The organism is Actinoplanes sp. NPDC048988 (genome assembly GCF_043197815.1).
In the GTDB taxonomy this organism is placed as follows: domain Bacteria; phylum Actinomycetota; class Actinomycetes; order Mycobacteriales; family Micromonosporaceae; genus Actinoplanes.
In genome coordinates this window covers 1282118-1302814 of the sequence record NZ_JBICTW010000001.1, presented here as the reverse complement: position 1 = coordinate 1302814, position 20697 = coordinate 1282118, and the positions used below count along the sequence as shown (strand labels likewise).

General features: G+C 68.8%; 25 protein-coding genes. 14 read left to right on the top strand and 11 right to left on the bottom strand.

Annotated features, from left to right (window positions below; all coding sequences use genetic code 11):
* Position 1: 1 nt before the first annotated feature.
* From fliE to ACGFJ7_RS05870, 7 genes are all read right to left on the bottom strand, one after another.
* Entirely contained in the window at positions 2-358 is a 357-nt protein-coding gene (fliE, locus tag ACGFJ7_RS05900) for a flagellar hook-basal body complex protein FliE (protein WP_360246921.1), read from the bottom strand.
* 10 nt (positions 359-368) lie between these two features.
* Complete coding sequence (locus ACGFJ7_RS05895; protein WP_360246919.1) at positions 369-761, bottom strand: flagellar basal body rod C-terminal domain-containing protein; 393 nt, start codon at positions 759-761, stop codon at positions 369-371.
* Positions 762-763: 2 nt separating this feature from the next.
* Positions 764-1111, bottom strand: a complete 348-nt coding sequence (gene flgB, locus ACGFJ7_RS05890; RefSeq protein ID WP_360246917.1) for a flagellar basal body rod protein FlgB — start codon at positions 1109-1111, stop codon at positions 764-766.
* A 205-nt stretch (positions 1112-1316) separates the two neighbouring features.
* A complete protein-coding gene (locus ACGFJ7_RS05885; protein ID WP_360246915.1) occupies positions 1317-1652 on the bottom strand; it encodes a hypothetical protein in 336 nt (111 codons plus the stop codon).
* Positions 1653-1662: 10 nt separating this feature from the next.
* Complete coding sequence (gene fliS, locus ACGFJ7_RS05880) at positions 1663-2043, bottom strand: flagellar export chaperone FliS (protein ID WP_360246913.1); 381 nt, start codon at positions 2041-2043, stop codon at positions 1663-1665.
* A gap of 60 nt (positions 2044-2103) precedes the next feature.
* Positions 2104-3450 (bottom strand): flagellar filament capping protein FliD, encoded by a 1347-nt coding sequence (gene fliD, locus ACGFJ7_RS05875; RefSeq protein ID WP_392641071.1) that lies wholly within the window; start codon positions 3448-3450, stop codon positions 2104-2106.
* A gap of 128 nt (positions 3451-3578) precedes the next feature.
* On the bottom strand, positions 3579-4832 hold the full coding sequence (locus ACGFJ7_RS05870; protein WP_360246909.1) for a flagellin: 1254 nt from the start codon (positions 4830-4832) through the stop codon (positions 3579-3581).
* A gap of 267 nt (positions 4833-5099) precedes the next feature.
* On the opposite strand from ACGFJ7_RS05870, the gene ACGFJ7_RS05865 reads away from it, so the two are divergent.
* From ACGFJ7_RS05865 to ACGFJ7_RS05830, 8 genes are all read left to right on the top strand, one after another.
* Positions 5100-5585 carry a flagellar protein FlgN gene (locus ACGFJ7_RS05865; RefSeq protein ID WP_360246907.1) on the top strand — a complete coding sequence of 162 codons (486 nt, stop codon included), beginning with the start codon at positions 5100-5102 and terminating at the stop codon, positions 5583-5585.
* Complete coding sequence (gene flgK / locus ACGFJ7_RS05860; protein ID WP_360246905.1) at positions 5585-6994, top strand: flagellar hook-associated protein FlgK; 1410 nt, start codon at positions 5585-5587, stop codon at positions 6992-6994. Before ACGFJ7_RS05865 ends, flgK begins: the two co-directional genes overlap by 1 nt.
* Positions 6995-7027: 33 nt before the next feature.
* Positions 7028-7927, top strand: a complete 900-nt coding sequence (locus ACGFJ7_RS05855; RefSeq protein WP_360246903.1) for a flagellin — start codon at positions 7028-7030, stop codon at positions 7925-7927.
* 41 nt (positions 7928-7968) lie between these two features.
* A complete protein-coding gene (gene fliW, locus ACGFJ7_RS05850) occupies positions 7969-8367 on the top strand; it encodes a flagellar assembly protein FliW (protein WP_360246901.1) in 399 nt (132 codons plus the stop codon).
* 82 nt (positions 8368-8449) lie between these two features.
* Entirely contained in the window at positions 8450-8692 is a 243-nt protein-coding gene (gene csrA, locus ACGFJ7_RS05845; RefSeq protein ID WP_360246899.1) for a carbon storage regulator CsrA, read from the top strand.
* A 90-nt stretch (positions 8693-8782) separates the two neighbouring features.
* A complete protein-coding gene (locus ACGFJ7_RS05840; RefSeq protein WP_360246897.1) occupies positions 8783-10342 on the top strand; it encodes a methyl-accepting chemotaxis protein in 1560 nt (519 codons plus the stop codon).
* 101 nt (positions 10343-10443) lie between these two features.
* A complete protein-coding gene (locus ACGFJ7_RS05835; RefSeq protein WP_360246895.1) occupies positions 10444-11178 on the top strand; it encodes a hydrolase in 735 nt (244 codons plus the stop codon).
* Between the two features lie 82 nt (positions 11179-11260).
* The gene (locus tag ACGFJ7_RS05830; RefSeq protein ID WP_392641067.1) at positions 11261-12040 is read left to right on the top strand and encodes an SRPBCC family protein; all 780 of its coding nucleotides are present in this window, start codon (positions 11261-11263) and stop codon (positions 12038-12040) included.
* A 12-nt stretch (positions 12041-12052) separates the two neighbouring features.
* Here the strand turns inward: ACGFJ7_RS05830 and ACGFJ7_RS05825 are convergent, their stop codons facing one another.
* Together ACGFJ7_RS05825 and ACGFJ7_RS05820 are read right to left on the bottom strand one after the other, a co-directional pair.
* Positions 12053-13456: an ATP-binding protein gene (locus ACGFJ7_RS05825; RefSeq protein ID WP_392641065.1), complete on the bottom strand. Its 1404-nt coding sequence runs from the start codon at positions 13454-13456 to the stop codon at positions 12053-12055.
* 78 nt (positions 13457-13534) lie between these two features.
* The gene (locus tag ACGFJ7_RS05820; RefSeq protein ID WP_097317735.1) at positions 13535-13747 is read right to left on the bottom strand and encodes a hypothetical protein; all 213 of its coding nucleotides are present in this window, start codon (positions 13745-13747) and stop codon (positions 13535-13537) included.
* Positions 13748-13991: 244 nt separating this feature from the next.
* Between ACGFJ7_RS05820 and ACGFJ7_RS05815 the strand changes: the two genes are divergently transcribed.
* On the top strand, positions 13992-14888 hold the full coding sequence (locus ACGFJ7_RS05815; protein ID WP_392641062.1) for a S8 family peptidase: 897 nt from the start codon (positions 13992-13994) through the stop codon (positions 14886-14888).
* 71 nt (positions 14889-14959) lie between these two features.
* On the top strand, positions 14960-15346 hold the full coding sequence (locus ACGFJ7_RS05810) for a response regulator (protein WP_360246887.1): 387 nt from the start codon (positions 14960-14962) through the stop codon (positions 15344-15346).
* 129 nt (positions 15347-15475) lie between these two features.
* Here the strand turns inward: ACGFJ7_RS05810 and ACGFJ7_RS05805 are convergent, their stop codons facing one another.
* Together ACGFJ7_RS05805 and ACGFJ7_RS05800 are read right to left on the bottom strand one after the other, a co-directional pair.
* A complete protein-coding gene (locus ACGFJ7_RS05805) occupies positions 15476-16279 on the bottom strand; it encodes a class I SAM-dependent methyltransferase (RefSeq protein ID WP_392641310.1) in 804 nt (267 codons plus the stop codon).
* The gene (locus tag ACGFJ7_RS05800) at positions 16276-17031 is read right to left on the bottom strand and encodes an SDR family NAD(P)-dependent oxidoreductase (protein ID WP_360246885.1); all 756 of its coding nucleotides are present in this window, start codon (positions 17029-17031) and stop codon (positions 16276-16278) included. The genes ACGFJ7_RS05805 and ACGFJ7_RS05800 overlap by 4 nt, the downstream gene beginning before the upstream one ends.
* Before the next feature lie 154 nt (positions 17032-17185).
* Here ACGFJ7_RS05800 and mshA point away from each other — a divergent pair, with 154 nt between their 5' ends.
* The 4 genes from mshA to ACGFJ7_RS05780 all read left to right on the top strand — a co-directional run bounded on the left by mshA (position 17186) and on the right by ACGFJ7_RS05780 (position 20586).
* Positions 17186-18454, top strand: coding sequence for a D-inositol-3-phosphate glycosyltransferase (gene mshA, locus ACGFJ7_RS05795; protein WP_360246883.1), 1269 nt, complete (start codon positions 17186-17188; stop codon positions 18452-18454).
* Positions 18448-18936 carry a YbjN domain-containing protein gene (locus ACGFJ7_RS05790; RefSeq protein ID WP_360246881.1) on the top strand — a complete coding sequence of 163 codons (489 nt, stop codon included), beginning with the start codon at positions 18448-18450 and terminating at the stop codon, positions 18934-18936. The genes mshA and ACGFJ7_RS05790 overlap by 7 nt, the downstream gene beginning before the upstream one ends.
* An 81-nt stretch (positions 18937-19017) precedes the next feature.
* Complete coding sequence (locus ACGFJ7_RS05785; RefSeq protein ID WP_360246879.1) at positions 19018-19791, top strand: hypothetical protein; 774 nt, start codon at positions 19018-19020, stop codon at positions 19789-19791.
* Between the two features lie 630 nt (positions 19792-20421).
* On the top strand, positions 20422-20586 hold the full coding sequence (locus tag ACGFJ7_RS05780; RefSeq protein WP_392641059.1) for a hypothetical protein: 165 nt from the start codon (positions 20422-20424) through the stop codon (positions 20584-20586).
* Positions 20587-20697 lie beyond the last annotated feature (111 nt).

Genomic DNA, 20697 nt, shown 5'->3' with positions numbered 1-20697 from the left:
GTCAGGCCTGCATCCTCATGATCTCTTGGAAAGCTTCCACGGCCTTGTTGCGGACGGCGAGCGTGAGCTGGAGTCCGAGCTGCGCCTCGTTGGCGGCCATGGTGTACTGCGCCGGGTCCTGAAGTTCGCCGGTGGCGACCTTGGTCGCGAGGTCCTCGGCGTTGTTCTGGCTGGCCTGCACGCTTTCCAGGCCACGGGAGAGCATGCTGGCGAAGCTCTCGTTGGGCCCCTGCGCCTCCTGGGCGCGGGTGCCGGCGGCCAGCGAGTCGGCGCCGCCCGCCCCGGTGATGCCGCCGGTGACGGCGTCGAGGCCGGCAACGCTGGAGAACCCGCCGATCGGGTTGATCGCGGAAGTCATGGCCTATACCTCACTTCCCGAGGTTGATCGCCGCGGTGTAGGAGTCCTTGGCGCGGTCCACCACGGCGAGGTTGGCCTGGTAGGCGCGCTGCGCCATCATCATCTGGGCCATCTGGGACCCCAGGTCGATGTCCGGCTTACGGACGTAGCCCTGCGCGTCGGCGAGCGGGTTGTCCGGCTCCTCGACGAGAACACCCTCGGCGCTGCCGAACTGCACCCCGCCGACCTGAGCGCCGTTGCCGTCCGCGGCCTCCTGGGCCACGACGTAGCGGGCCTGGAACGCCTTCTCCGAGGTCCGGCTGACGTTGTTCATGTTGGCGATGTTGTCGGACACCGCGTCCAGCCACTTGCGGTAGACGGTGACGCCGGTGCCGGCCACGCCCAGAGCGTTGAAGGTACTCATGATCAGGCTCCCTTGATGACGTCGCGCAGCATCGAGTACTTGGAGTCCAGCGCCCGCATGGTCAGCTGGTAGCGCATCGTCGTGTCGATGTGGGAGAGCGTCTCTTCATCGAGGTTGACGTTGCTGCCGTTGAGCCGGGTCGGCTCGAGCGAGTTCTGGACGTTCGGGGCGACGCCGAGCGGGGACATGCCCTTGGCGACGGCGCTGCGCAGCGCGTCCTCGAATTCGACCTTACGGGCCCGGTAGCCGGGGGTCTCGATGTTCGCGATGTTGTTGGCGATGGCGCTCTGCCGCTGCGCGAGACCCGCGACCGCGACCTTCAACGAGTTCGAGGAGATGTCGTCGAACACAGCAGCTCCTTGCTGGGAGAGTCAAGGTGCCGTTCCGTGGCGTTCCGGGGAGCAATCCGTTGCTCGTACCATGCAGTTCGGCTTGACCGGCGATCCGCTGAGCGCCAAACGGTTGCTGACTGGTTGCACGCAAAAACGTCCCGGGAACCCCGCATAGGGGGTCCCGGGACGTTGTCTGCTTTTTAGGGCCGGCGAGCGAGGCGAGCTACATGGCCCGGTCGACGTAGAGCGGCCGTTTGACCGCCTCGCCGGTCTCGATCCGGGTCGTCACGGCGATCTGCTGACGGTTGGCGGTCAGCCGGCGCGCGATCTCCTGGGCGGCCTTGAGCTGCCTGGTGAGGATCTCGTCGGCGCGCGGCTTGAGTTCCAGCGGCAGCGCGCCGAGCTCGGTCGGCGGTTTCCAGAGGCTGGCCGGCGGCGTCTCGGCGTGCCGGTGCTCGTCGGCCAGCATCGCCTCGACCGTGGCCACGTCGAGCTCCAGCTCGTCGAGGGCCGCGTTCCAGGCGCCGTGCCAGCCGCCGCCGGACTCCTCGCCGCTCACCGAAGCCCGCTCAGCCCGCGACCGCCGAGGCGGCCGCCTCTCGCCAGGCGTCACGCAGCGGCTCGAGGAAGGTGCGGCAAGCCGCCACCCGGGCGGCGTCCTTGGCGATGTTGGCCCCGATCAGCTCGGTCAGCACGTAGCCGTAGAGGTTGGCCAGGCCGGGCGCACCGGACCAGGCTTCGACGTCGAGGCTGACCTGCAGCTCGATGACGATCTCCTGGGCGTGCGTGATCTTCTCGTGCGCGGTCTCCAGCTCGCCGGCGTGCAACGCCTCCTCGCCCTGCATCAGGTCCAGGATCAGCCGGTCGTACAGCATGATCAGCAGCTTGGCGGGCGAGGCGGTGTTGATCGAGTCCTGTAGGTAGCGGTCACGCATGTTCGGTGCGGCCATGGTTCTCCTCGGTCAGGTGCGGACGGGCTGGTGCGGAAAAGGCTGGTGGGCCAGGGCGGATCAGAGACCGGAGAGCTGTCCGGCGAGCCAGCTGGACTGCTCTTTCATCTTGCCGAGGGAGACTTCGAGGTCGGAGTACTTCTTCTGGAGAGCCGACTTGCGCGCCTCGAGGCGCAGGTCCCAGTTGTCGATCTGGCTGTTGAGGTTGTCGATCTCGTTCTTGCGGCCGGTGATCACCGATGTGACGTTCTTGGACTGGTCGACCGAGAGTCCCCGCATCTGGTCGCCGAACGCGATGGCCGCGGCCTGGAACGCCGACGGGTCCTCGGCGTACTTGGCCTTGAAGGTGCTGGTGTTGAAGGTGAGCTGGCCGCTGCGGGACAGCTCGACGCCCAGCTTGGCCAGCGTGGTGTTGATGATCTTGTCGGCGCCCGGGTTGGTCGTGGCGTCGTAGGCGGGGTTCTCGTAGCTCAGTCCGAGGCTGATCTTGCTGAGAATTGCCTGCGACATGTTGCGGACCATGAAGTCGCCGGTCAGCGGCGAGCCCTTCTTGGTCGCGGCGTCGTACGCGGTCTGGGTGGCGACCTCGGTGAGGGTGCCGTTGACGGCGTCGACCAGCGCCTGCATCTTCGCGGCCATGCCACTGACGTCCGGCTCGGCGCTGATCGTGACGTCGCTCTCCAGCTTGGAGACGGTGATCGAGACGCCCGGCATCAGCGTGGTGAAGGTGTTGGTGTTGCTGGTGACGCTGTACCCGCCGGCCATCCCCTCGCCGCCGCCGATGTCGAGCCGGGCGTCCTTGGCCTGGGCCACCTCGACCAGGTTGAGGCTGTCGAGCCCGCTGTCGATGCTGAAGGCGGCCGCGGCGCCGGTCTTGGCCCCGCTGAACTGCAGGATGTTCTCGTTGCCGCCGGTGGTGACCAGGACGGCCTTGACGCCGATGCCGGCCGCGTTGATCGCGTCGGCGACGCCCTGCGCCGTCTTGTTCTCGCCGAGGGTCACGGTCTTCGGGGTGCCGCCGACGGTGAACTCGATAGTGGTGGCGGCGGTGATGTCGCCTTCCTTGGCGACCTTGGCCGTGTTGATCTGGTTGCCGGCCAGGGCGCCCACGTTGAAGATCGTGGTGCCGGAGGCGGTGTTGGTGCCGCCGGTCGCGGTGGCCGTCACGGTGGCCGAGCTCGAGGTCGGCTTGACCGAGCGCCAGGTCGCGAGCTTGCCGATGTCCTCGGCGGCGGTCTTGAGGGCGGAGAGCTTGGTGTTGACCGATTGGTAGGAGGTGACCGCGGTCTGTGCCGTGGAGACCTTGCTCTTGAGCCGGGTCTGCGGGGCCGCCTCGACCTGCATGAGCTGTGAGATCACGGACGAGGTGCTGAGACCACTGACGAGGCCGTCAACCGAAGTAGACACGGACGCCTGCCTTCCGGTGCGAAAGAGGTACTGAAAAAGCAAGTGGGGGAGCCGGCATGTTCGGCCGGCTTCCCCCACCTATTCGGTCACGCGGCCGGAAGATTCAGCTCCGGACGGTGGCAATTCGGTTAGCGCAGCAGCGAGAGAACGTTCTGCGCCGACTGGTTGGCCTGCGACAGCATCGAGGTGCCGGCCTGGGTCAGGATCTGCGACCGGGTGAACGACACCATCTCCTGCGCCATGTCGGTGTCACGGATACGCGACTCCGACGCGGACAGGTTCTCCACCGCCACGTTCAGGTTGTTGATCGTGTGCTCGAAGCGGTTCTGGACCGCACCGAGCGAGGCGCGGCTGTCGGAGATCGACTGGATCGCCTTGTCGAGCACGTCGATCGCGGCGTCCGGGTCCTTCGTGAGGTCGAGGGCGCCGGTGCCCAGGGTCTCCGAGTCGACGGCCCCGATGTTGATGTTGATGCTCTCGGTGCGGTTCGCGCCGACCTGGAACTTGCCGCTGTTGCCGCCCTCGATGGCCTTGTTCGCGGTGGCGTCGACGCCCAGCCCGCCGATGTCGTCCATCTTGAGGCCGGCCGAGGCCGCCGAGAACTCGAACTTCGAGGTGGGCACCTTGGCCGGCGGCGTGTTGGTGTCGTCCGGGTCGACGGCCATGGTGGTGCGGGCCGACATGGACACCTCGGTGCCCTGGTAACCGGCCTCCTTCAGCGCGCCCTGGAGCTTCTCGTTCACGATCGCCGCGACGTCCTGAGCGGTCGTGGCGTCGGCGAAGTCCTCCTTGGCGATCGTGAGCGTGATCGGCTTCGCCGTGGTGCCGTCGGCCGGGTCGACGACGTCCTTGCCACCGATCTGGTCGATCTTGATGGCGACGCCGTTGTCCTTGACCTCCTTCAGCGCGTCCGTGTCCTTGACCGCGGTGGCGGTGGTCTTCTCGACCGCGCCGAAGGCGCCGCCCAGCAGCTTCGACTTGCCGAACGCGGTGGTCTCGCCGATCCGGTCGAGCTCCGCGTTCAGCTGCTGCATCTCCTTGTTCGAGGCCTTGGCGGCCTCGGTGTCGGTGGCGCCCGAGTTCGCCGTCTGCACCGAGAGGTCACGCATGCGCTGAAGGATCGAGGTGACCTCGTTCAGCGCGCCCTCGGCGGTCTGCGCGACGCTCACGCCGTCCTGGGTGTTGCGGACGGCGACCTTGAGACCGCCGATCTGCGAGCGCAGGCCCTCGGAGATCGAGAGACCGGCCGCGTCGTCCGCCGCCCGGTTGATCCGGAAACCGCTGGACAGTTTCTCCAGCGACTTCGACATCTGGCTGTCGGTGACCGACAGGTTCCGGTAGGCGTTCTGCGCGGCGATGTTCTGGTTGATACGAAGACCCATTGGTGGTTCCTCCCTGAGGGGTCTCTATGCCGGCCCGTCCTTGGAGCCGAGGCGTACGCCATTCCGTTCGGCGCGACGCCGACGGTTCATGAGCAGTGTGCGAGATTTCTTCGCCCTTTTCCGGCGAACCCGCAGAAAGGCGGCGGACCCGGAATTGGCCCGATCGGGGGAAATCCCTCAGCGGAGTCGGGGACGTGCCGACCTGTCCGAATGAGCGGGCTCGTCAGTGGGGACGTGCCCGACCCGAGGCGAGACGGAGGTCCAGGGGTGAGTCTGACCGACCTGGCCAGCGTCCTGTGGCGGTCACGTGAGCTGCTCGAGATGCTGTTGTTCAAGCTTGAGGAGGAGCAGCTGCTCCTCGCCGCCAACCGCTCGCGCTGGCTGAGCCACGCCACCCGCGAGGTCGAGGTGGTTCTCGACCAGATCCGGCAGACCGAGGTCATCCGGGCCGCCTACGCCCAGGACTGCGCCGTCGAGCTCGGCCTGCCGGCCGAGGCCTCGCTCGGTGAGCTCGCCGACGCCGCCCCCGAGCCCTGGGGCGACCTGCTGCACCAGCACCGCAAGGCCTTCCTGCTCCTGACCTCCGAGATCAGTGCCCTCGCCGACGTGAACCGGGACCTGCTCACCGCGGGTCAGCGCGCGGCCCGCGAAACCATGCTCGCGTTCGCCGAAACTGTGGAAACGTACGGACCGCAGGGGCAGACCGTATCGGGCGGCGTCCGCCGCTCCAGCCTGGTTGATGAGGCAATCTGATGGCTAGTTCCTTCGGCGGTTTGAATACGGCGCTCACGTCGCTCTACGCGCAGCGCCGAGGCTTGGACATCTCCGGCCAGAACGTCGCCAACGCCAATACCGAGGGCTACACGCGGCAGAAGGTCCGCATGCAGTCGCAGACCGGCAGCCTGAACCCGGGCGTCTACGCGACGACCACCCAGGTCGGCAACGGCGTCACGGTCTCGTCGGTCGAGCGCGGCCGCAACGAGTACCTGGAGCAGCGCGGGCGCACCGAGCACGCCAACTCCTCGTATCTCTCGACCCAGAAGGCGACGTACGAGCAGATCGAAAGCGTGCTCGCCGAGCCGAGCGACACCGCCCTCCAGGCCCGGATGCACGACATGTGGGACGCCTGGAACGACGTCGCCAACAACTGGCAGGATCCGTCGACCCGGACCGCGCTGATCGAGCGCAGCCAGACCGTGGCGACCACCCTGAACGACACCCACGCCTCGCTGGACAACCAGTTCACGGCCAACCGTGACCAGGCACAGGCGTTCGTCAGCCAGGTCAACAACCTGTCGTCGCGGATCGCCGACATGAACCAGCAGATCGTGGTGGCGCACGCCTCCGGCCTCGAGGCCAACGAGCTGATGGACCAGCGCGACATGCAGATCATGCAGCTGTCCGAGCTGACCGGGGCGACGACGCAGAGCAAGACGAACGGCGCGATAAACGTCTACCTCGGTACGGCCCCGCTGGTCAGCGATTTCAGCACGCGCACAGTGGAATTGACCGGACCGCCGTCGCTCGCGCTGTGGGCCGAGGACAACCCGATCGCTCTCAAGTGGACCGACACCGACGCGCCCGTGGCCGCCGGTGGCCAGATGGGCGCGATGCTCGACACGATGAACAACATCATCCCGACCATCTCGGGTCAGCTCGACGACGTGGCCGCCACTCTCGCCAAGACCGTCAACGACGCGGTCACGGCCGGGTACACCAAGACCGGCGAGGAGGGCACCGCCTTCTTCGAGGGCACCACCGCCGGCGAGATCAAGGTGCTGATCACCACCCCCGACAAGGTGGCGTTCTCGGCCGGCAACCCCAAGGATCTCGACGAGACGAAGGCCGCGCTGGACCACGGCATCGCCGACTCGCTGTCCGAGATGGGAACCTCCCCGGACGGCCCGGACGCGGCGTACCAGAGCATGATCGGCAAGCTGGGCGTGGCCTCGCAGGCATCCGCCCGGCGCAGCGACATCCAGGACGCGGTCACCGACCAGGTGGACACCGCGCGCCAGGCCGAGTCGGGCGTCAACCTCGACGAGGAGATGACCAACCTGCTGACCTTCCAGCGGGGTTACGAGGCCGCCTCCCGCGTGCTGACCACCATCGACTCGATGCTCGATCAGCTGATCAACCGTACCGGCCTGGTCGGCCGATGACGGTGAGCAGGACCGCATGGTGAGGAGGGCAGCATGACGATTCCCAGCCGCGTCACCGATACCAGCATGTCGCATCGCATGCTCGGTGACCTCCAGCGCAGCATGGGCCGCGGGCAGAAGCTGCAAGCGCAGATCTCCAGCGGCAAGCTGCTCAGCAAACCGTCGGACTCGCCGACCGGCACGGTCACCTCACTGCAGTTGCGCGGCGAGCTGCGGGCGACCCAGCAGTACACGCGCAACGCGGACGACGGGGTGGGCTGGCTCGGCACGATCCAGGACAAGCTCGGGGCCGCCTCGAGCCAGGTCATCCGGGTACGCGACCTGACAGTGCAGGGCCTCAACGCGGCCTCCGGCGACGACGGCGCCCGGATGGCGCTGAAGTACGAGATCGACAACATTCGCCAGGCGCTGATCGGCGAGGCCAACACCAAGTACATGGGCCGGCCCGTCTTCGGCGGCACCACGCCGGGCGACATAGCTTTCGACGACAGCGGCAAGTTCGTCGGGAACACCGCCGAGACCACCCGGACGGTCGGGCCGAACGCCCGCGTCCGCATCGAGTCGAACGGTGTCGACGCGTTCGGTGACAACACCAGTGACACTCAGCTCTTCAAGGTGCTGAGTGATATTTCGGATGCGTTGGAGAACAACAAGCACGAGGCATTGGACGACGCACTGGGTCGGCTCGATTCGGCCCACGATTTACTAAAGTCCACCCTTTCGGACGTTGGCGCCCGATATAATCGGATTACGCAGATGAAGCAGTCAGCAGACGACCATCTGCTGTCCGTGACGTCGCAGCTGTCCGATATCGAGGATGTCGACCTGCCCAAGGCGATCATGGAATTGCAGATCCAGCAGACCTCGTATCAGGCCGCCCTGGCCGCCTCGGCCAAGGTGATCCAGCCCTCGCTCATCGATTTCCTGAGGTGACCATGAGTACTCGCACCGCGTACCGACCCATCGAGGCCTCCATGACCGACGCGTCCATGGGCCTGCCGACCATCACCATGGCGGTGCCCATGCCGGGCTTCCCGGCCCACCGGGAGTTCGTCCTGGTGCGGCTGAACGAGGACGGTCTGCTCTACGCGTTCACGTCCATCGAGGACCCGGAGCTCCGCTTCCTCGTCGCGCCGCCGGAGCCCTTCTTCCCGGACTACGCGCCGGAGATCGAGAAGGAGGTCTTCGCGGCCCTGAACAGCAAGGACCCGGACCGCCTGCTCCTGCTGACCGTCATCACGGCCGGCCAGAACGAGACCACGGCGAACCTGCTGGCGCCGATCGTGGTCGACCGGGACAGCATGCGGGCCATGCAGGTCGTGCTCAGCGGCTCCGGTCTCCCGGTCCGCGCGATCATGAACCGGGCCTACTGAACCGTCTCGGGCGCGGTCGCGGTCCCCGCGACCGCGCCGTCTCGCGATGCTGTCCGTCCACGGATGGAGGAGGGCACCGACGATGCTCGTACTGACCCGGCGCGCCGGGGAAAGCGTGATGATCGGCGACGACGTCATCATCACTGTGCTCGAGGCGCGCGGCGATGTGATCCGGCTGGGCATCCAGGCTCCGCGTGACGTGCAGGTGCATCGCGAAGAGGTGTACCGGGAGCTACGGGCTGCCAACCAGGAGGCCGCCTCGCCCACCGAGGACGAGGTTCAAGCGGTCTCGAAGTTGTTGCAGTCGCCGGACTCACCGGCCTGAAACGTGGCGGTCGCGCACTCATAGAGTGCGCGACACGGGTTGCCGGCGGCGTCTCCGGGCAGGTGCGGAACAGTTGCCAAAGGAGATGCGATGTCGAGACTCGCCCACCTGGGGATCGCCAAGCGGCTCACGCTGATCGTCGTGGTCGGCGCGGTCATGTTGGCCACCCTCGCCACGATCTCGCTGGTCGGGCAGAACAAGCTGGCCGACCAGGCGGATCTGGTGTCGCGCCTGCAATCCGGCCAGGCCGCACTGAACCATTTGGACACTCGCCAGAGCGAGCTGAAGGTGGACGCCTACCGCTCCGCTCTGGGGCAGGACGTCACCCAGGACGTCCTGGACGACGTGCAGTCGTCCACCGAGGCGGCCGACGCGGTGGTGGCCGCGAACCTGCCCGGCGACATGGCGGCCACGTTCGCCGACGACCGGCCGGACTTCGTCGACTTCAGCGCCTTCATCACCGAGTTCACGACGGCGGCCAAGGCCGACCCGAAATCGGTGACGTCGCGGCTCGGCGAGATCTCCGAGCGGAACAACAAGACCGACGACGAGCTCGGCGCGCTCGTCGACCAGGTGACGGCCACGGTCGCCGCCGAGCAGGCGGACATGACCAAGACGGTCAACCGCATCCGTACGCTCTCGCTGGCCGTCGCCATCGCCGGGCTGATCCTGCTGGTCGCCCTGGCCATCCCGCTGGCCCGTTCGATCCTCGTGCCGGTGCGCACGCTGGGCGCGGTCATCGACTCGCTCTCCCGCGGCGATCTGACCGGGCGCAGCGGCATCACGAGCCGCGACGAGCTCGGCCGCATGGCGGCGGGACTCGACGGCGCGCTCGAGTCGATGCGTACCTCCATGGCCACGATCGGCCGGGACGCCGACGCCCTGGCCGAGGCCGCGGGGCAGCTCTCCGTGGTGGCCGTGCGCATCTCCGAGGCGGCCGAGAACACCGACCGTCAGTCCGCGGCGGCCTCGGCCGAGGCCGAGGAGATCGCCCGCAACGTGCAGTCGGTCGCCGCCGGTTCCGAGGAGATGGGCCTGGCGATCCGCGAGATCTCGCGCAACACCAGCGAGTCGGCCCAGATCGCCTCGGTGGCGGTCTCCGAGGCGGCTCGCGCCACCGAGACCGTGCGCCAGCTCGGCGACTCGTCGGCCGAGATCGGCAACGTCATCAAGCTGATCACCTCGATCGCCGAGCAGACCAACCTGCTCGCGCTGAACGCCACCATCGAGGCCGCCCGCGCCGGCGAGGCCGGCAAGGGCTTCGCCGTGGTCGCCTCGGAGGTCAAGGACCTGGCCCAGGAGACGGCACGGGCGACCGAGGACATCGGCAGCCGGGTCGCCGCCATCCAGCAGGACACCAGCGGCGCGGTCGAGGTCATCTCCCGGATCTCCGAGGTCATCGCGCAGATCAACGACTTCCAGACCACCATCGCCTCGGCCGTCGAGGAGCAGACCGCCACCACCGGCGAGATGAGCCGCAACATCGCCGAGGTCGCCAACGGCTCCTCGCGGATCGCGACCAACATCTCCGACGTCTCGGCCGCCAGCGCCGAGTCGCTGCGCGGCGTCGAGGAGACGCGGCAGGCTTCGGGCAACGTCTCCCGCACCGCCGACGAGCTGCGCGACCTGGTCGGAACCTTCCGCCTGTGAAAGGCACAAGAAACCGAGCCGCACCGGCCGCACACCGGGGTTGACAACGCCCCTGCCGCAATCTCTTGGTTGTAGGGAAAGCCGACCAGCCGGGAGAGAACGTGACCGCAGAGCGGGAATCAGTCGTCAGCGCCGTCGACGCGCTGGATCTGATGACGGACGCGCATGTGCACACCGGCTTCTCGGCCGGGCGGGACAGCGTCGGAGTGATCGTCTCCGCGGCCGATCAGGCCGGCCTCACCGCGATCACGTTCGCCGACCAGGTCGGCCCCGACTCCGGCTGGCTGCCGGCGTACGCGGACGCGATCGCCCGGGCCCGCCGCCGCACCGATCTCACCCTGCGGGTGGCCGCCGAGATCGAGGTCGTACGGCCCGACGGCTGGCTGGCCCTGCCGGCCGATCTCGGGCACGTCGAGGCGGTCTCGGTGGCGGTGTCGGGCCTGCCGCTGGAGCGCGGCGTGCTCGGCGCCCGGGACGTCCGCGCCCTGATCTCCACCGGCGAGATGACCGCCGAGCAGGTCACCGAGCGGTTGGTGGCGACCACGATCCTCGGTCTACGGCGAGCCTGCCGGTACGCGCCGACCCAGCTCGCCCGCCCGCTGCGCCTGCTGACCGAGGTCGGGCTGGACGACGCGGTGCTCTCCGAGGAACTGGTCGGCGCGCTCGCCGCGGCCTGCCGCGAGACCGGCACCCTGGTCGAGATCAGCGAGGCGTGGCGCAGCCCGTCGGGCCGAATCGTGGCCATGCTGCGTGCGGCGGGCGTGGCGATGGTGCCTGCGAGTGACGCCCGGTACGCGGCCGAGGTCGGGCAGTGGCAGTACGTACGTCGGGTCTGATCGAAACCGGCTTCGCTCAGTTATCCCATACGTACTCTCAGTCATGCCGACAGTCAACACGCGCAGGCATGGGAGAGATGCGATGAGTATGGTTCAGCAGGCCATCGAGGTGAGTGCACCGTTGCACACGGTGTACGAGCAACTCGCCGCGTTCGAGAACTACCCACGGTTCATGAGTGGCGTCCGTGAAGTCACCACCATCGGTGGCGACCAGACCCACTGGATCATGGATGTCGAGGGGAAGACGCGCGAGTTCGACGCCCAGATCACCGAGCGCCGGGTCGACGAGCGCGTCTCGTGGTCGACCATGGAGGGCCCGCTGCTGGCCGAGACCCTCACGCTGCGGCCCCTGGGCGAGACGAAGACGCAGGTGGTGGCCCAGCTCGAGGCCGACATCGCCTTCCTCATGCCCAATGACCGGCACGGGCAGCAGTCGCTCAACCGCCGGCTCAAGGACGACCTGACCGCGTTCAAGGGCATGGTCGAGGGTGGCGCCAGCACCAAGCGCCTCACCCCGTCGCCGGCCGCCGTCGCCGCCCGGGCCCGGCACCGCCCGCCGCATCCCGGCGCGGGCTGGGGCACGAGCGCGGCCGAGCGCAGCAACGGCAGCACCATCGACCTCCCCCACCACGGTGGCCTCGCGGCCAACCGGGGCACCAATGTGGACATCACCTCGGCGCCCGGCATCCGCAGCGCCAGCGACCTCGACGACGTACTGCCTCCGGGACGGCGGATCACGAAGACCGGCCCGATCAGCGGCGCGGCCGGAACCGCCCCGATGGGCGGGCGCACCCCGCAGAAGGACGCCTGGGGCGACGGGATGATCAACGAAGAGGACCGGGGCAGCGCCCAGGATCTGTAGGGCGCCGGTTGCTCAGACGGGGGCGAGCTCGAAGGTGACGACGAGCTTCGCCCCCTGTGGCGTCGCCTGCTCGTAGCGGACCGAGCCGCCGTTCGCCTCGACCAGGTGCCGGACGATGAACAGTCCCAGGCCGGCCCCGCGCATGAACCGCCCGAAGAGGTTGGGCAGGAGCTCGTCCGAGATGCCGGGCCCGTTGTCCCGTACCGCCAGCTCCACCGTCTCACCCCGTCGCTCGGCGCTCACCTCGATCGGCGGCGACCCGTAGGCGACCGCGTTGTTGACGAGGTTCTGGAGTACGGCCGTGACGTGCCCCCGGTCGGCCAGGGCCGACACGTCGTCGCCGACCAGGACCCGAACCTGGGAAGAGGTGGCCGCCGCCACCGCCTCGGCCACCTCGCGCAGCGGCACCGGCGCCCGCCGGGCCGTGACCGAGCCCATGTCGAGCCGGAACAGCAGCTGAAGGTCGTTCATCATCTTGATGAGCCGTTGCGTGTTCTTGTCGATCTTTGTGGCGAGCTCGAGCCGGATGTCGTCCGGCAGGTCGTCCCAGTCCGCGCGAAGCAGCTCGGCCAGGCTGGCGATCGAGCTGATCGGCTGGGCCACGTCGTGGGTGAGCATCGAGGTCAGGTCGTTCTTGAAGGTGAGCGCCGCTTCGAGCCGGGTGTTCGCCTCGCGCAGGGCGGTGTTGCCGCGTTCCAGCTCGGCGGCGTGCTCGCTGAGCGTCTCCTCGGCCCGCTTGCGGTCGGCGATGTCGACGTAGGTGGCCACGTACGCCCGTGGCGCGCCCCGCTCGTCGGGGATCGGCGCGACGGTGGCCAGCACCGGGACCGTGCTGCCGTCGACCCGGGGGAGGAGCCAGTCGCCGCCGGCCGGCGGCACGGGCGGCGGATCGAACCGGACCGGCTCGTCGGCGCCGTGCCCGGTGAGCTCGCGCCAGCGCCGGTTCACGTCGATGACGTGGTAGTTGGCATCCATCACCATGACCGCCTCGTTCATCGACTGGAGCAGCGTGGCCGCGAACTTCTCGCGGTCCTCGAGCTCGCCGACGAGCCGGCGCTGCCGCCGCTCGGCGCCGTGCAGCGTACGGATGAGACGGGCCAGCAGAACGAGAACGGCCACCGCCACGAGGGTGGCGATGGCCGGGCCGGGCTGACCGGCGATGCCGAGCGCGCCGATGGCGGCGGCGAGGATCATCAGAAGGTGGCCGAGCCCGTGCACGACCCGGCCGGTCCCGCGGTGCCGCACCGGCAGAACCTGGAGCAGCAGACTCAGTCCGGCCGGGACGAGCGCGGCCGCCGGATCGGCCAGCAGGCCGTCCGGCGGAGCACCTCGAAGAGACATGAGCAGCGCCGCGGCGCCGAAGACGGCGACCGCGACACCGGCGCACCCGGCGGTCAGCCGGGACAGCCTGCCCACGTCATGCGCCGCACTCTGCACACGGTCCCCTCAAGATATGAGGAAACGAGCATAACGCGGCGAATGCCTACTAAGCGGTTACTTTCCCGCCCACTCGAAGCCCTGCTCGAGCGTGATCCGCTCGCCGACGCGGCTGATGTCCTCGTGGTGGCGGTTCGCGTGGTGCCCGCAGAAGGCCAACTCGCCGCCGCTGGTCAGGGTGACCGTCAGACGGGCGGCCGCGCTGCAACGGTCACAGCGGTCGGTCAGCGAATCGACGGTGACGATCTCGGGCGACAGCAGGCTGGACATATCGCTCTCCTTGCTCGGTGGCGGTGTGTAGCGGTACTCCGGGTAGATCGGTCCTCCGCCGCACGGCTTTAGCTCTTCACTTCGATCTTCCTGGCGCGGAGTACCGCTCCGAGGGTGTTGCAACCCACGTGCAACCTTGTGGATCCCGGAGCGCTTCGCGGCCCACCGCACCCTTTCCCTCAGATGACCTTCGGCATGCCCTTCTCCCCGGTGAAGTGGCCGAAACAACTGAGAGGAACAACCTTTGCGCATCGCCACGACGCTGACCGCAGCCGCCGTCGCGCTCGCCTGTGCCCTGCCCGGAGTGGCCGTAGCCGCACCCGCGGCCTCGGCCACCTGGGGTCTCGACCGGATCGACCAGCGCGCCCTGCCGCTGTCGTCGTCGTACGCCGCGCCCGCCGGCACCGGCGTCACCGTCTACGTGGTCGACACCGGCATCCGCACCACGCACCGGGAATTCGACGGCCGGGCGACCGGCGGATACGGGCCCGGCGGCGACTGCAACGGCCACGGCACCCACGTCGCGAGCACCATCGGCGGTATGACGTACGGCGTGGCCAAGGACGTCAAGCTGGTCGGCGTGCGCGTGCTCGACTGCAAGGGCACCGGCTCCTACAAGGAGATCATCGCGGGCATCGACTGGGTCGCCCAGCAGACCGCCCGTCCCGCGGTGGCCAACCTGAGCCTCGGCGGCACCACCAGCAAGGCGCTCGACGACGCGGTCGAGCGGGCCGTGGCCAAGGGCGTCACCGTCGTCGTCGCGGCGGGCAACGACAACCGCGATTCCTGTACGCAGTCACCGGCGCGCACCCCGTCGGCGATCACCGTGGGCGCCACCGACCAGAAAGACACGAGGTGGTCGTCCTCGAACTACGGGTCCTGTGTCGACATCTTCGCCCCCGGCGTCCGGATCCAGGGCGCGTCGGCCGCGTCGAACACCGCCGTCAAGCTGATGAGCGGCACCTCGATGGCGGCACCGCACGTGGCCGGGGCGGCCGCTCTGGTGCTCGCCGCGCACCCGTCGTACACGCCGGCGCAGGTGCGCGACGAGCTGGTGGCGCAGGCCGGAACGGGCTCGATCCGCAATCCGGGCCCGGGTTCGCCCAACCGGATGCTGTACACCGGTTACCTCAGTCGCTGAAAGGCCCATTCGTGCAACCTCGCGCGGATAGCGTGAGGTCTCGGCTCGGTTCGTTAGTCACAGGAGGACCCATGTCGCAGGCGCCCGAAACCGACACGCGACCCACCGTCCTGGTCGTCGACGACGAGGAGGACCTGCGCGACATCATGCGGCGCATGCTGGAACGGCGTGGCTTCGACACGTTGATCGCCGGTGACTCGACGCAGGCCATCGAGGCCTGCCGGCAACATCCCGGCGACATCGACATCCTGATCACCGACCTAGGGCTGCCCGGCGTCTCGGGCGGCGAGCTGTCCCGGTCGGCCACCGAGCTGCGCCCGGAGATGCGCGTCGTCTACATCTCCGGGCTGCCCAAGGAGATCGCGGTGGCCGACGGCCTGATCGCCGAGGACGCCCTGCTCGTCAAGAAGCCCTTCAGCAGCGAGGCCCTGGTGGAGACGCTGCGTTCCGTGCTCTGACCCGCCCCGTCCCCGAGAAGGCGCCGCCGTCCCCTGACGCCGGCGCCTTCTCCATGTCCGCTCCCGATCGGCAACCGCGCCGCGCCCGGGTCCGCACCCGCCGCACCCGACTCTGGGGGCAGACGTTATTCACCCCCTGGGGTCGGGCCGGTCCGCTGCGGAGGACCGGCCCGACCTGTTGTCCGGCCACGGCAGCGTGAGCTCACCGAGCCGCCACCGGGCGGGGCCGTCCTGAACGGGCCAGCCCTCCTCGCGCATCCGGCGGACGGTGGCGATCCAGCGCTGACGCGGCCCGAACGGGGTCGCCTCGGTCTCCCAGGCCCGGCCCAGCGCGTGCAGCAGCTCATGCACCGGCTCACCCGGCACATTGTGGTGGATCAAGGCCTTGGGCAGCCGCTCGGCGAAGGTCGCCGGATGATCCAGATCGGACAACCGGGCCGAAAGCGTCAGAGTGCTGGGCGCGCCGTCCTCGATCACCGCCCAGGTGGCGATGCGGCCCAGCTCGTCGCAGGTCCCCTCGATCAGCACGGCGCCGGTCGCGGTCATCTGCCGCCAGGCCGCGCCGACGTCCTCCTCCGGGTACTGGCGCAGCACGTTGAACGCCCGCACCACGACCGGGCGCAGGCCGGCGAGCTCGAAACCGCCGCGCCGGAAGTCGAGCAGTGGGGGGTCGGCGTAAGGCTGCGCGGCCACCACCCGTACCGGATCGATCTCCAGACCCACCACGGCGACGTCCGGCCGGACCGCCGCCGCCAGGCGGCCCCGCAGCTCCACGGCCGTGACCGGCGTGGCGCCGTAGCCGAGGTCGACGACCAGGGGCTGCGGGGCGTCGCGGAGCCGCGCGCCGCAGCGGAACGCGATGAAGTTGTCGACGCGACGCAGCCGGTTGGGATTCGTCGTCCCCCGCGTGATCTCGCCGACCGGTTTCACTATTTCTCCCGGTAGACCTTGTGCTGGGCCGCCTGGGCGATCGGCCGCACCACGATGCGGTCGAGGTTGACGTGGTGGGGACGAGTCGCGGCGAAGGCGATGATGTCCGCGATGTCGTCGGCCACCAGCGGCTCCTTGACGCCCTGGTAGACCGCGTCGGCCTTGGCCCGGTCACCGCCGAAGCGCTTGAGCGCGAACTCGTCCGTACGGACCATGCCCGGGTCGACCTCGATGATCCGCACCGGCTTGCCCGACAGTTCCAGCCGCAACGTCCCGACCAGCGCGGTTTGTGCGTGCTTGGCCGCCGTGTACCCGCCGCCGCCCTCGTACACCGTGAAGGCCGCGGTCGAACCGACCGTCACGATCGTGCCCGCGCCGCTCGCCTCCAGCGCCGGCAGCAGGGCCTTGGTCATCCGCAGCGAGCCGAGGACGTTCACGTCGTACATCCACTGCCAGTCGTCGACCGAGCCCGACTCCACCGGGTCGAGACCGGCGGCGCCGCCCGCGTTGTTGACCAGCAGCGTGACCGGGCCGCCGAGCGCGGTCACCGTCGCGGCCAGAGCCGACACCGACTCGTCGGACGTGACGTCGCACGCGACAGCTGTCGCGGCCGGTCCGATCTCCTTGACCAGCTCGTCCAGCCGATCGGCGCGCCGGGCCGCCGCCACGACGTGGAAGCCCTCGGTGGCGAGGCGGCGGGCCGTCGCCGCGCCGATGCCGCTGGACGCGCCCGTGACCACTGCGATGTTCTGCATGCCCCCATCCTTCCTTCTGGCGTCCTTCCCACTGGCGTCCCGATGAGATGGGTCACCCCGGGTGGGCTGCATAGTGGTTCGGCCCATCGGGACGGGGAAGATTAATGATTGCGCACTAGTCCCCACGCATTTGCCGGACAATGGAGGATAAATCGTGGCAGAATGGCCGACCCCCCGGCGCATTGCCACCCTCTCCGTGCACACGTCCCCCCTCGAACAGCCGGGCACCGGCGACGCGGGCGGCATGAACGTGTACATCGTCGAGGTCGCCAAGCGGCTCGCCCAGCGCGGCGTCGAGGTGGAGATCTTCACCCGGGCCACCCGCGGTGACCTGCCGCCCTGCGTCGAGATGTCGCCCGGCGTGCTGGTCCGGCATGTCACCGCCGGCCCGTACGAAGGCCTGGACAAGGAAGAGCTGCCCGCCCAGCTCTGCGCCTTCGCCAACGGCGTGCTGCGGGCCGAGGCGGCCCAGCCGCCGGGCCACTACGACCTCATCCACTCTCACTACTGGCTCTCCGGCCAGGTCGGCTGGCTCGCCCGCGAACGCTGGGGCGTGCCCCACGTGCACACCGCGCACACCCTGGCCAAGGTGAAGAACAGGCTGATCGCGCTCGGCGACCGGCCCGAGCCGCGCGCCCGCGTGATCGGCGAGGAACAGGTGATCGCCGAGTCGGACCGGCTGGTCGCCAACACCCGCTTCGAGGCCCGCGACCTGGTCGCCTACTACGACGCCGACCCGGCCCGCACGACGGTGGTCCAGCCCGGCGTCGACCTCGAGCGCTTCCGGCCCGGCCCCGGTGACCGCGCCCGCTTCGGACTGCCGGCCGACGGCAAGGTCATCGCCTTCGTGGGGCGGATCCAGCCTCTCAAAGCGCCCGACGTGCTGATCGCGGCCCTGGCCGAGATGCGCACGAAAGACGTGACAGTGGTGATCTGCGGCGGCCCCAGCGGCAGCGGTCTCGACCGGCCGACCTCGCTGATCGAACTGGCGGCCTCCCTGGGCGTCAGCGACTCGGTGCGGTTCCTGCCCCCGCAGAACGGCGACGGGCTGGCCGCGCTCTACCGCAGTGCGGACGTGGTAGCCGTACCGTCGTACAACGAATCCTTCGGTCTGGTCGCCCTGGAGGCGCAGGCCTGCGGCACCCCGGTGGTCGCGGCCGCGGTCGGCGGCCTGGTGACGGCGGTCCGCGACGGCGTCAGCGGGGTACTGGTCGACGGGCACGACCCGGCGGCCTGGGGCCGCGTGCTGGACGACCTGCTGGCCGCTCCACGCCGCCGCGAACTCCTGTCGGCGGCGGCTGTCGCGCACGCGTCCGACTTCTCCTGGGACCGTACGGCGGAAGGCCTGCTCCGGGTCTACCGTGAGGCGGTGACCGAGCACCGCGAGCTGATCAGACAACGCCTGGAGGCCTACGCATGGTGACCGATCTGATCGAGAAGACGCTCTCGGAACGAGAGCTCGAATGGGAGAGCACCGGTCCCGGCTCCTATGTGGTCACCCTGCCCGGAAACCACAAACTGAAGACGGCCTGCAACCTGATCGTCGGCGAACACGCGCTGCGCGTCGAGGCGTTCGTCATGCGCCGCCCCGACGAACGGCACGAGGAACTGTGGGCGTGGATGCTGCGCCGAAACGCCCGGATGTACGGGGTGGCCTTCTCCATCGACGCCGCCGGCGACGTCTACCTCACCGGCCGGGTCTCGCTGAAAGGCCTGGACGAGGACGAACTGGACCGGCTGCTCGGCTCGGTACTGACCTATTCGGACGAATCGTTCGACACCATGCTCGAGATCGGCTTCGGCTCGTCGATCCGCCGTGAATGGGAGTGGCGGGTGAAGCGCGGCGAATCAGTTGCCAATCTGCAGGCGTTCAAACACCTCGCCCCATCGGAGGACGGTTCCTGACGCAGGTGTGTCGGCGTCAAATGTCCGGGTACTGACTGGAGTGATCGGACAACGCCGATGGATTGAGTGAGGTGAAGCGGCGTGGCTGCCACGAAGACCGCCAAGAGCCGAAACGAGACTCCGAACACCCCCGACGTGAGCGAAAGCAAGATCGCCCGGATGAAGGCCGCCGACCTGCGCCGCGAGCTGAAGAACCGTGGCGTCAAGAACACCGACGACCTGAAGAAGCCGGAACTCGTCAAGAAGATGGTCAAGGCCGCTCGTCGCGACGCCGCCGGCAAGAACCCGACCAGTCGCAACGACACCCCGAACACCCCGGACGTCAACGAGAGCGAGATCGCCCGGCTCAAGGTGCCCGAGCTGCGGGCCCGCCTGTCCGCGCGCGGCGTCAAGGGCACCGGCGATCTGAAGAAGCCCGAGCTGGTGGCGAAGCTCGTCAAGACGTTGACCAAGGGCAAGCCCACTACTTCCGGTGGCGCATCCGCTTCCGGCGGCAAGCGCACCGGTAAGAAGGCCTCGAAGTCCCTCCAGTACAGCCAGGAGATCAAGTCGACCAGTGAGAAGCCCGAACGCCTGGGCCGTTCCCTGGTCACCACCGACCACGAGGTGATCCGCCAGTGGGCGAAGGCGCGCAAGGCCGTGCCCGCGACGATCGCCGGCACCCAGCACGACGGCCACCTCGGCGTACTGCGGTTCGACTTCCCCGGATACGACGAAAGTGACCGCCTGGTCGAGGTCAGCTGGTCGGAGTGGTTCGAGGCGTTCGACAAGCGCCGGCTGAACTTCATCTACCAGCAGCGGCTGACGAGCGGCAAGAGGAGCAACTTCTTCCAGCTCGAGAACCCGGACGAGTGACCATCTCGGGCCGGTCAGCAGGACTTATGTGTGATTGGTCATCCGCCGATCGGCCAAAAGTCGGTGACTGTGACGGTCCAGACAGATGGCAGACAGCCAAGTGGCTTGTAAGGCTTGACCGCCCCAACTAGCGTAATCAATGGACGCCGGACCGTTAGTTCGGGGAACTGGTTGACCGGAGACGGTCACCGCGGCCGGCGTTTGGGGACGGGTGGCATATGCCGTTGGGGGACGGCGCGACCCGAGACCGGCGGTTAGTGCGGGCGACGCCTATGGGGATGGGCGTCGTCCGCCGCCGCCGGTGCAACAGCTCTCGACGGAGCCGGACTTGGCGGCCCTTCCTTTCTGCCTTCACTTGCGATTTCGGCCGTACGCCGTGAGCCCACCCCTCGAACCGACCGGCCACCGCACGGGTTGATCCGCCCATCCACGCCGCCCGTGCCAGCCCGTGCTTCGGCTCCGCCGGTGTCGATCTACGCTCCCGCTCCGCGCGGGTTGGTCTGTGCTTCCGCTCCGCGCCGGTTGGTCTGTTCTTCCGCTTTGCGCGGGTAGGGGCGCCTGTGGGAGGCGCGGCCGAGATGCCTCGATAGGGCGTGAGCCGGCGCGTGAGTTGGGCTGCCTGGAGTGGGCGTGAGCCGGTGCGTGCGGCGGATCGGGCCGTTCAAGTTCCGCGGCGCCTACAACGCCATCGTCCTGCCCGCCGACCTTACCGCCGCCACCCTGCGCGCCGCCCTCTACGCGTTGGCTGCTTGGACTGGGCGTGAGTCGGCGGGTGCGTTGGGCTGCCTGGGCTAGGGGCGAGGCGGCGCGTGCGTTGGGCTGCCTGGGCTAGGGGCGAGGCGGCGCGTTGGGCTGCCTGCGGTGATGCGCAGGTCGAGGGGCCTGTCGGATGCGCGGGTGGGCGTG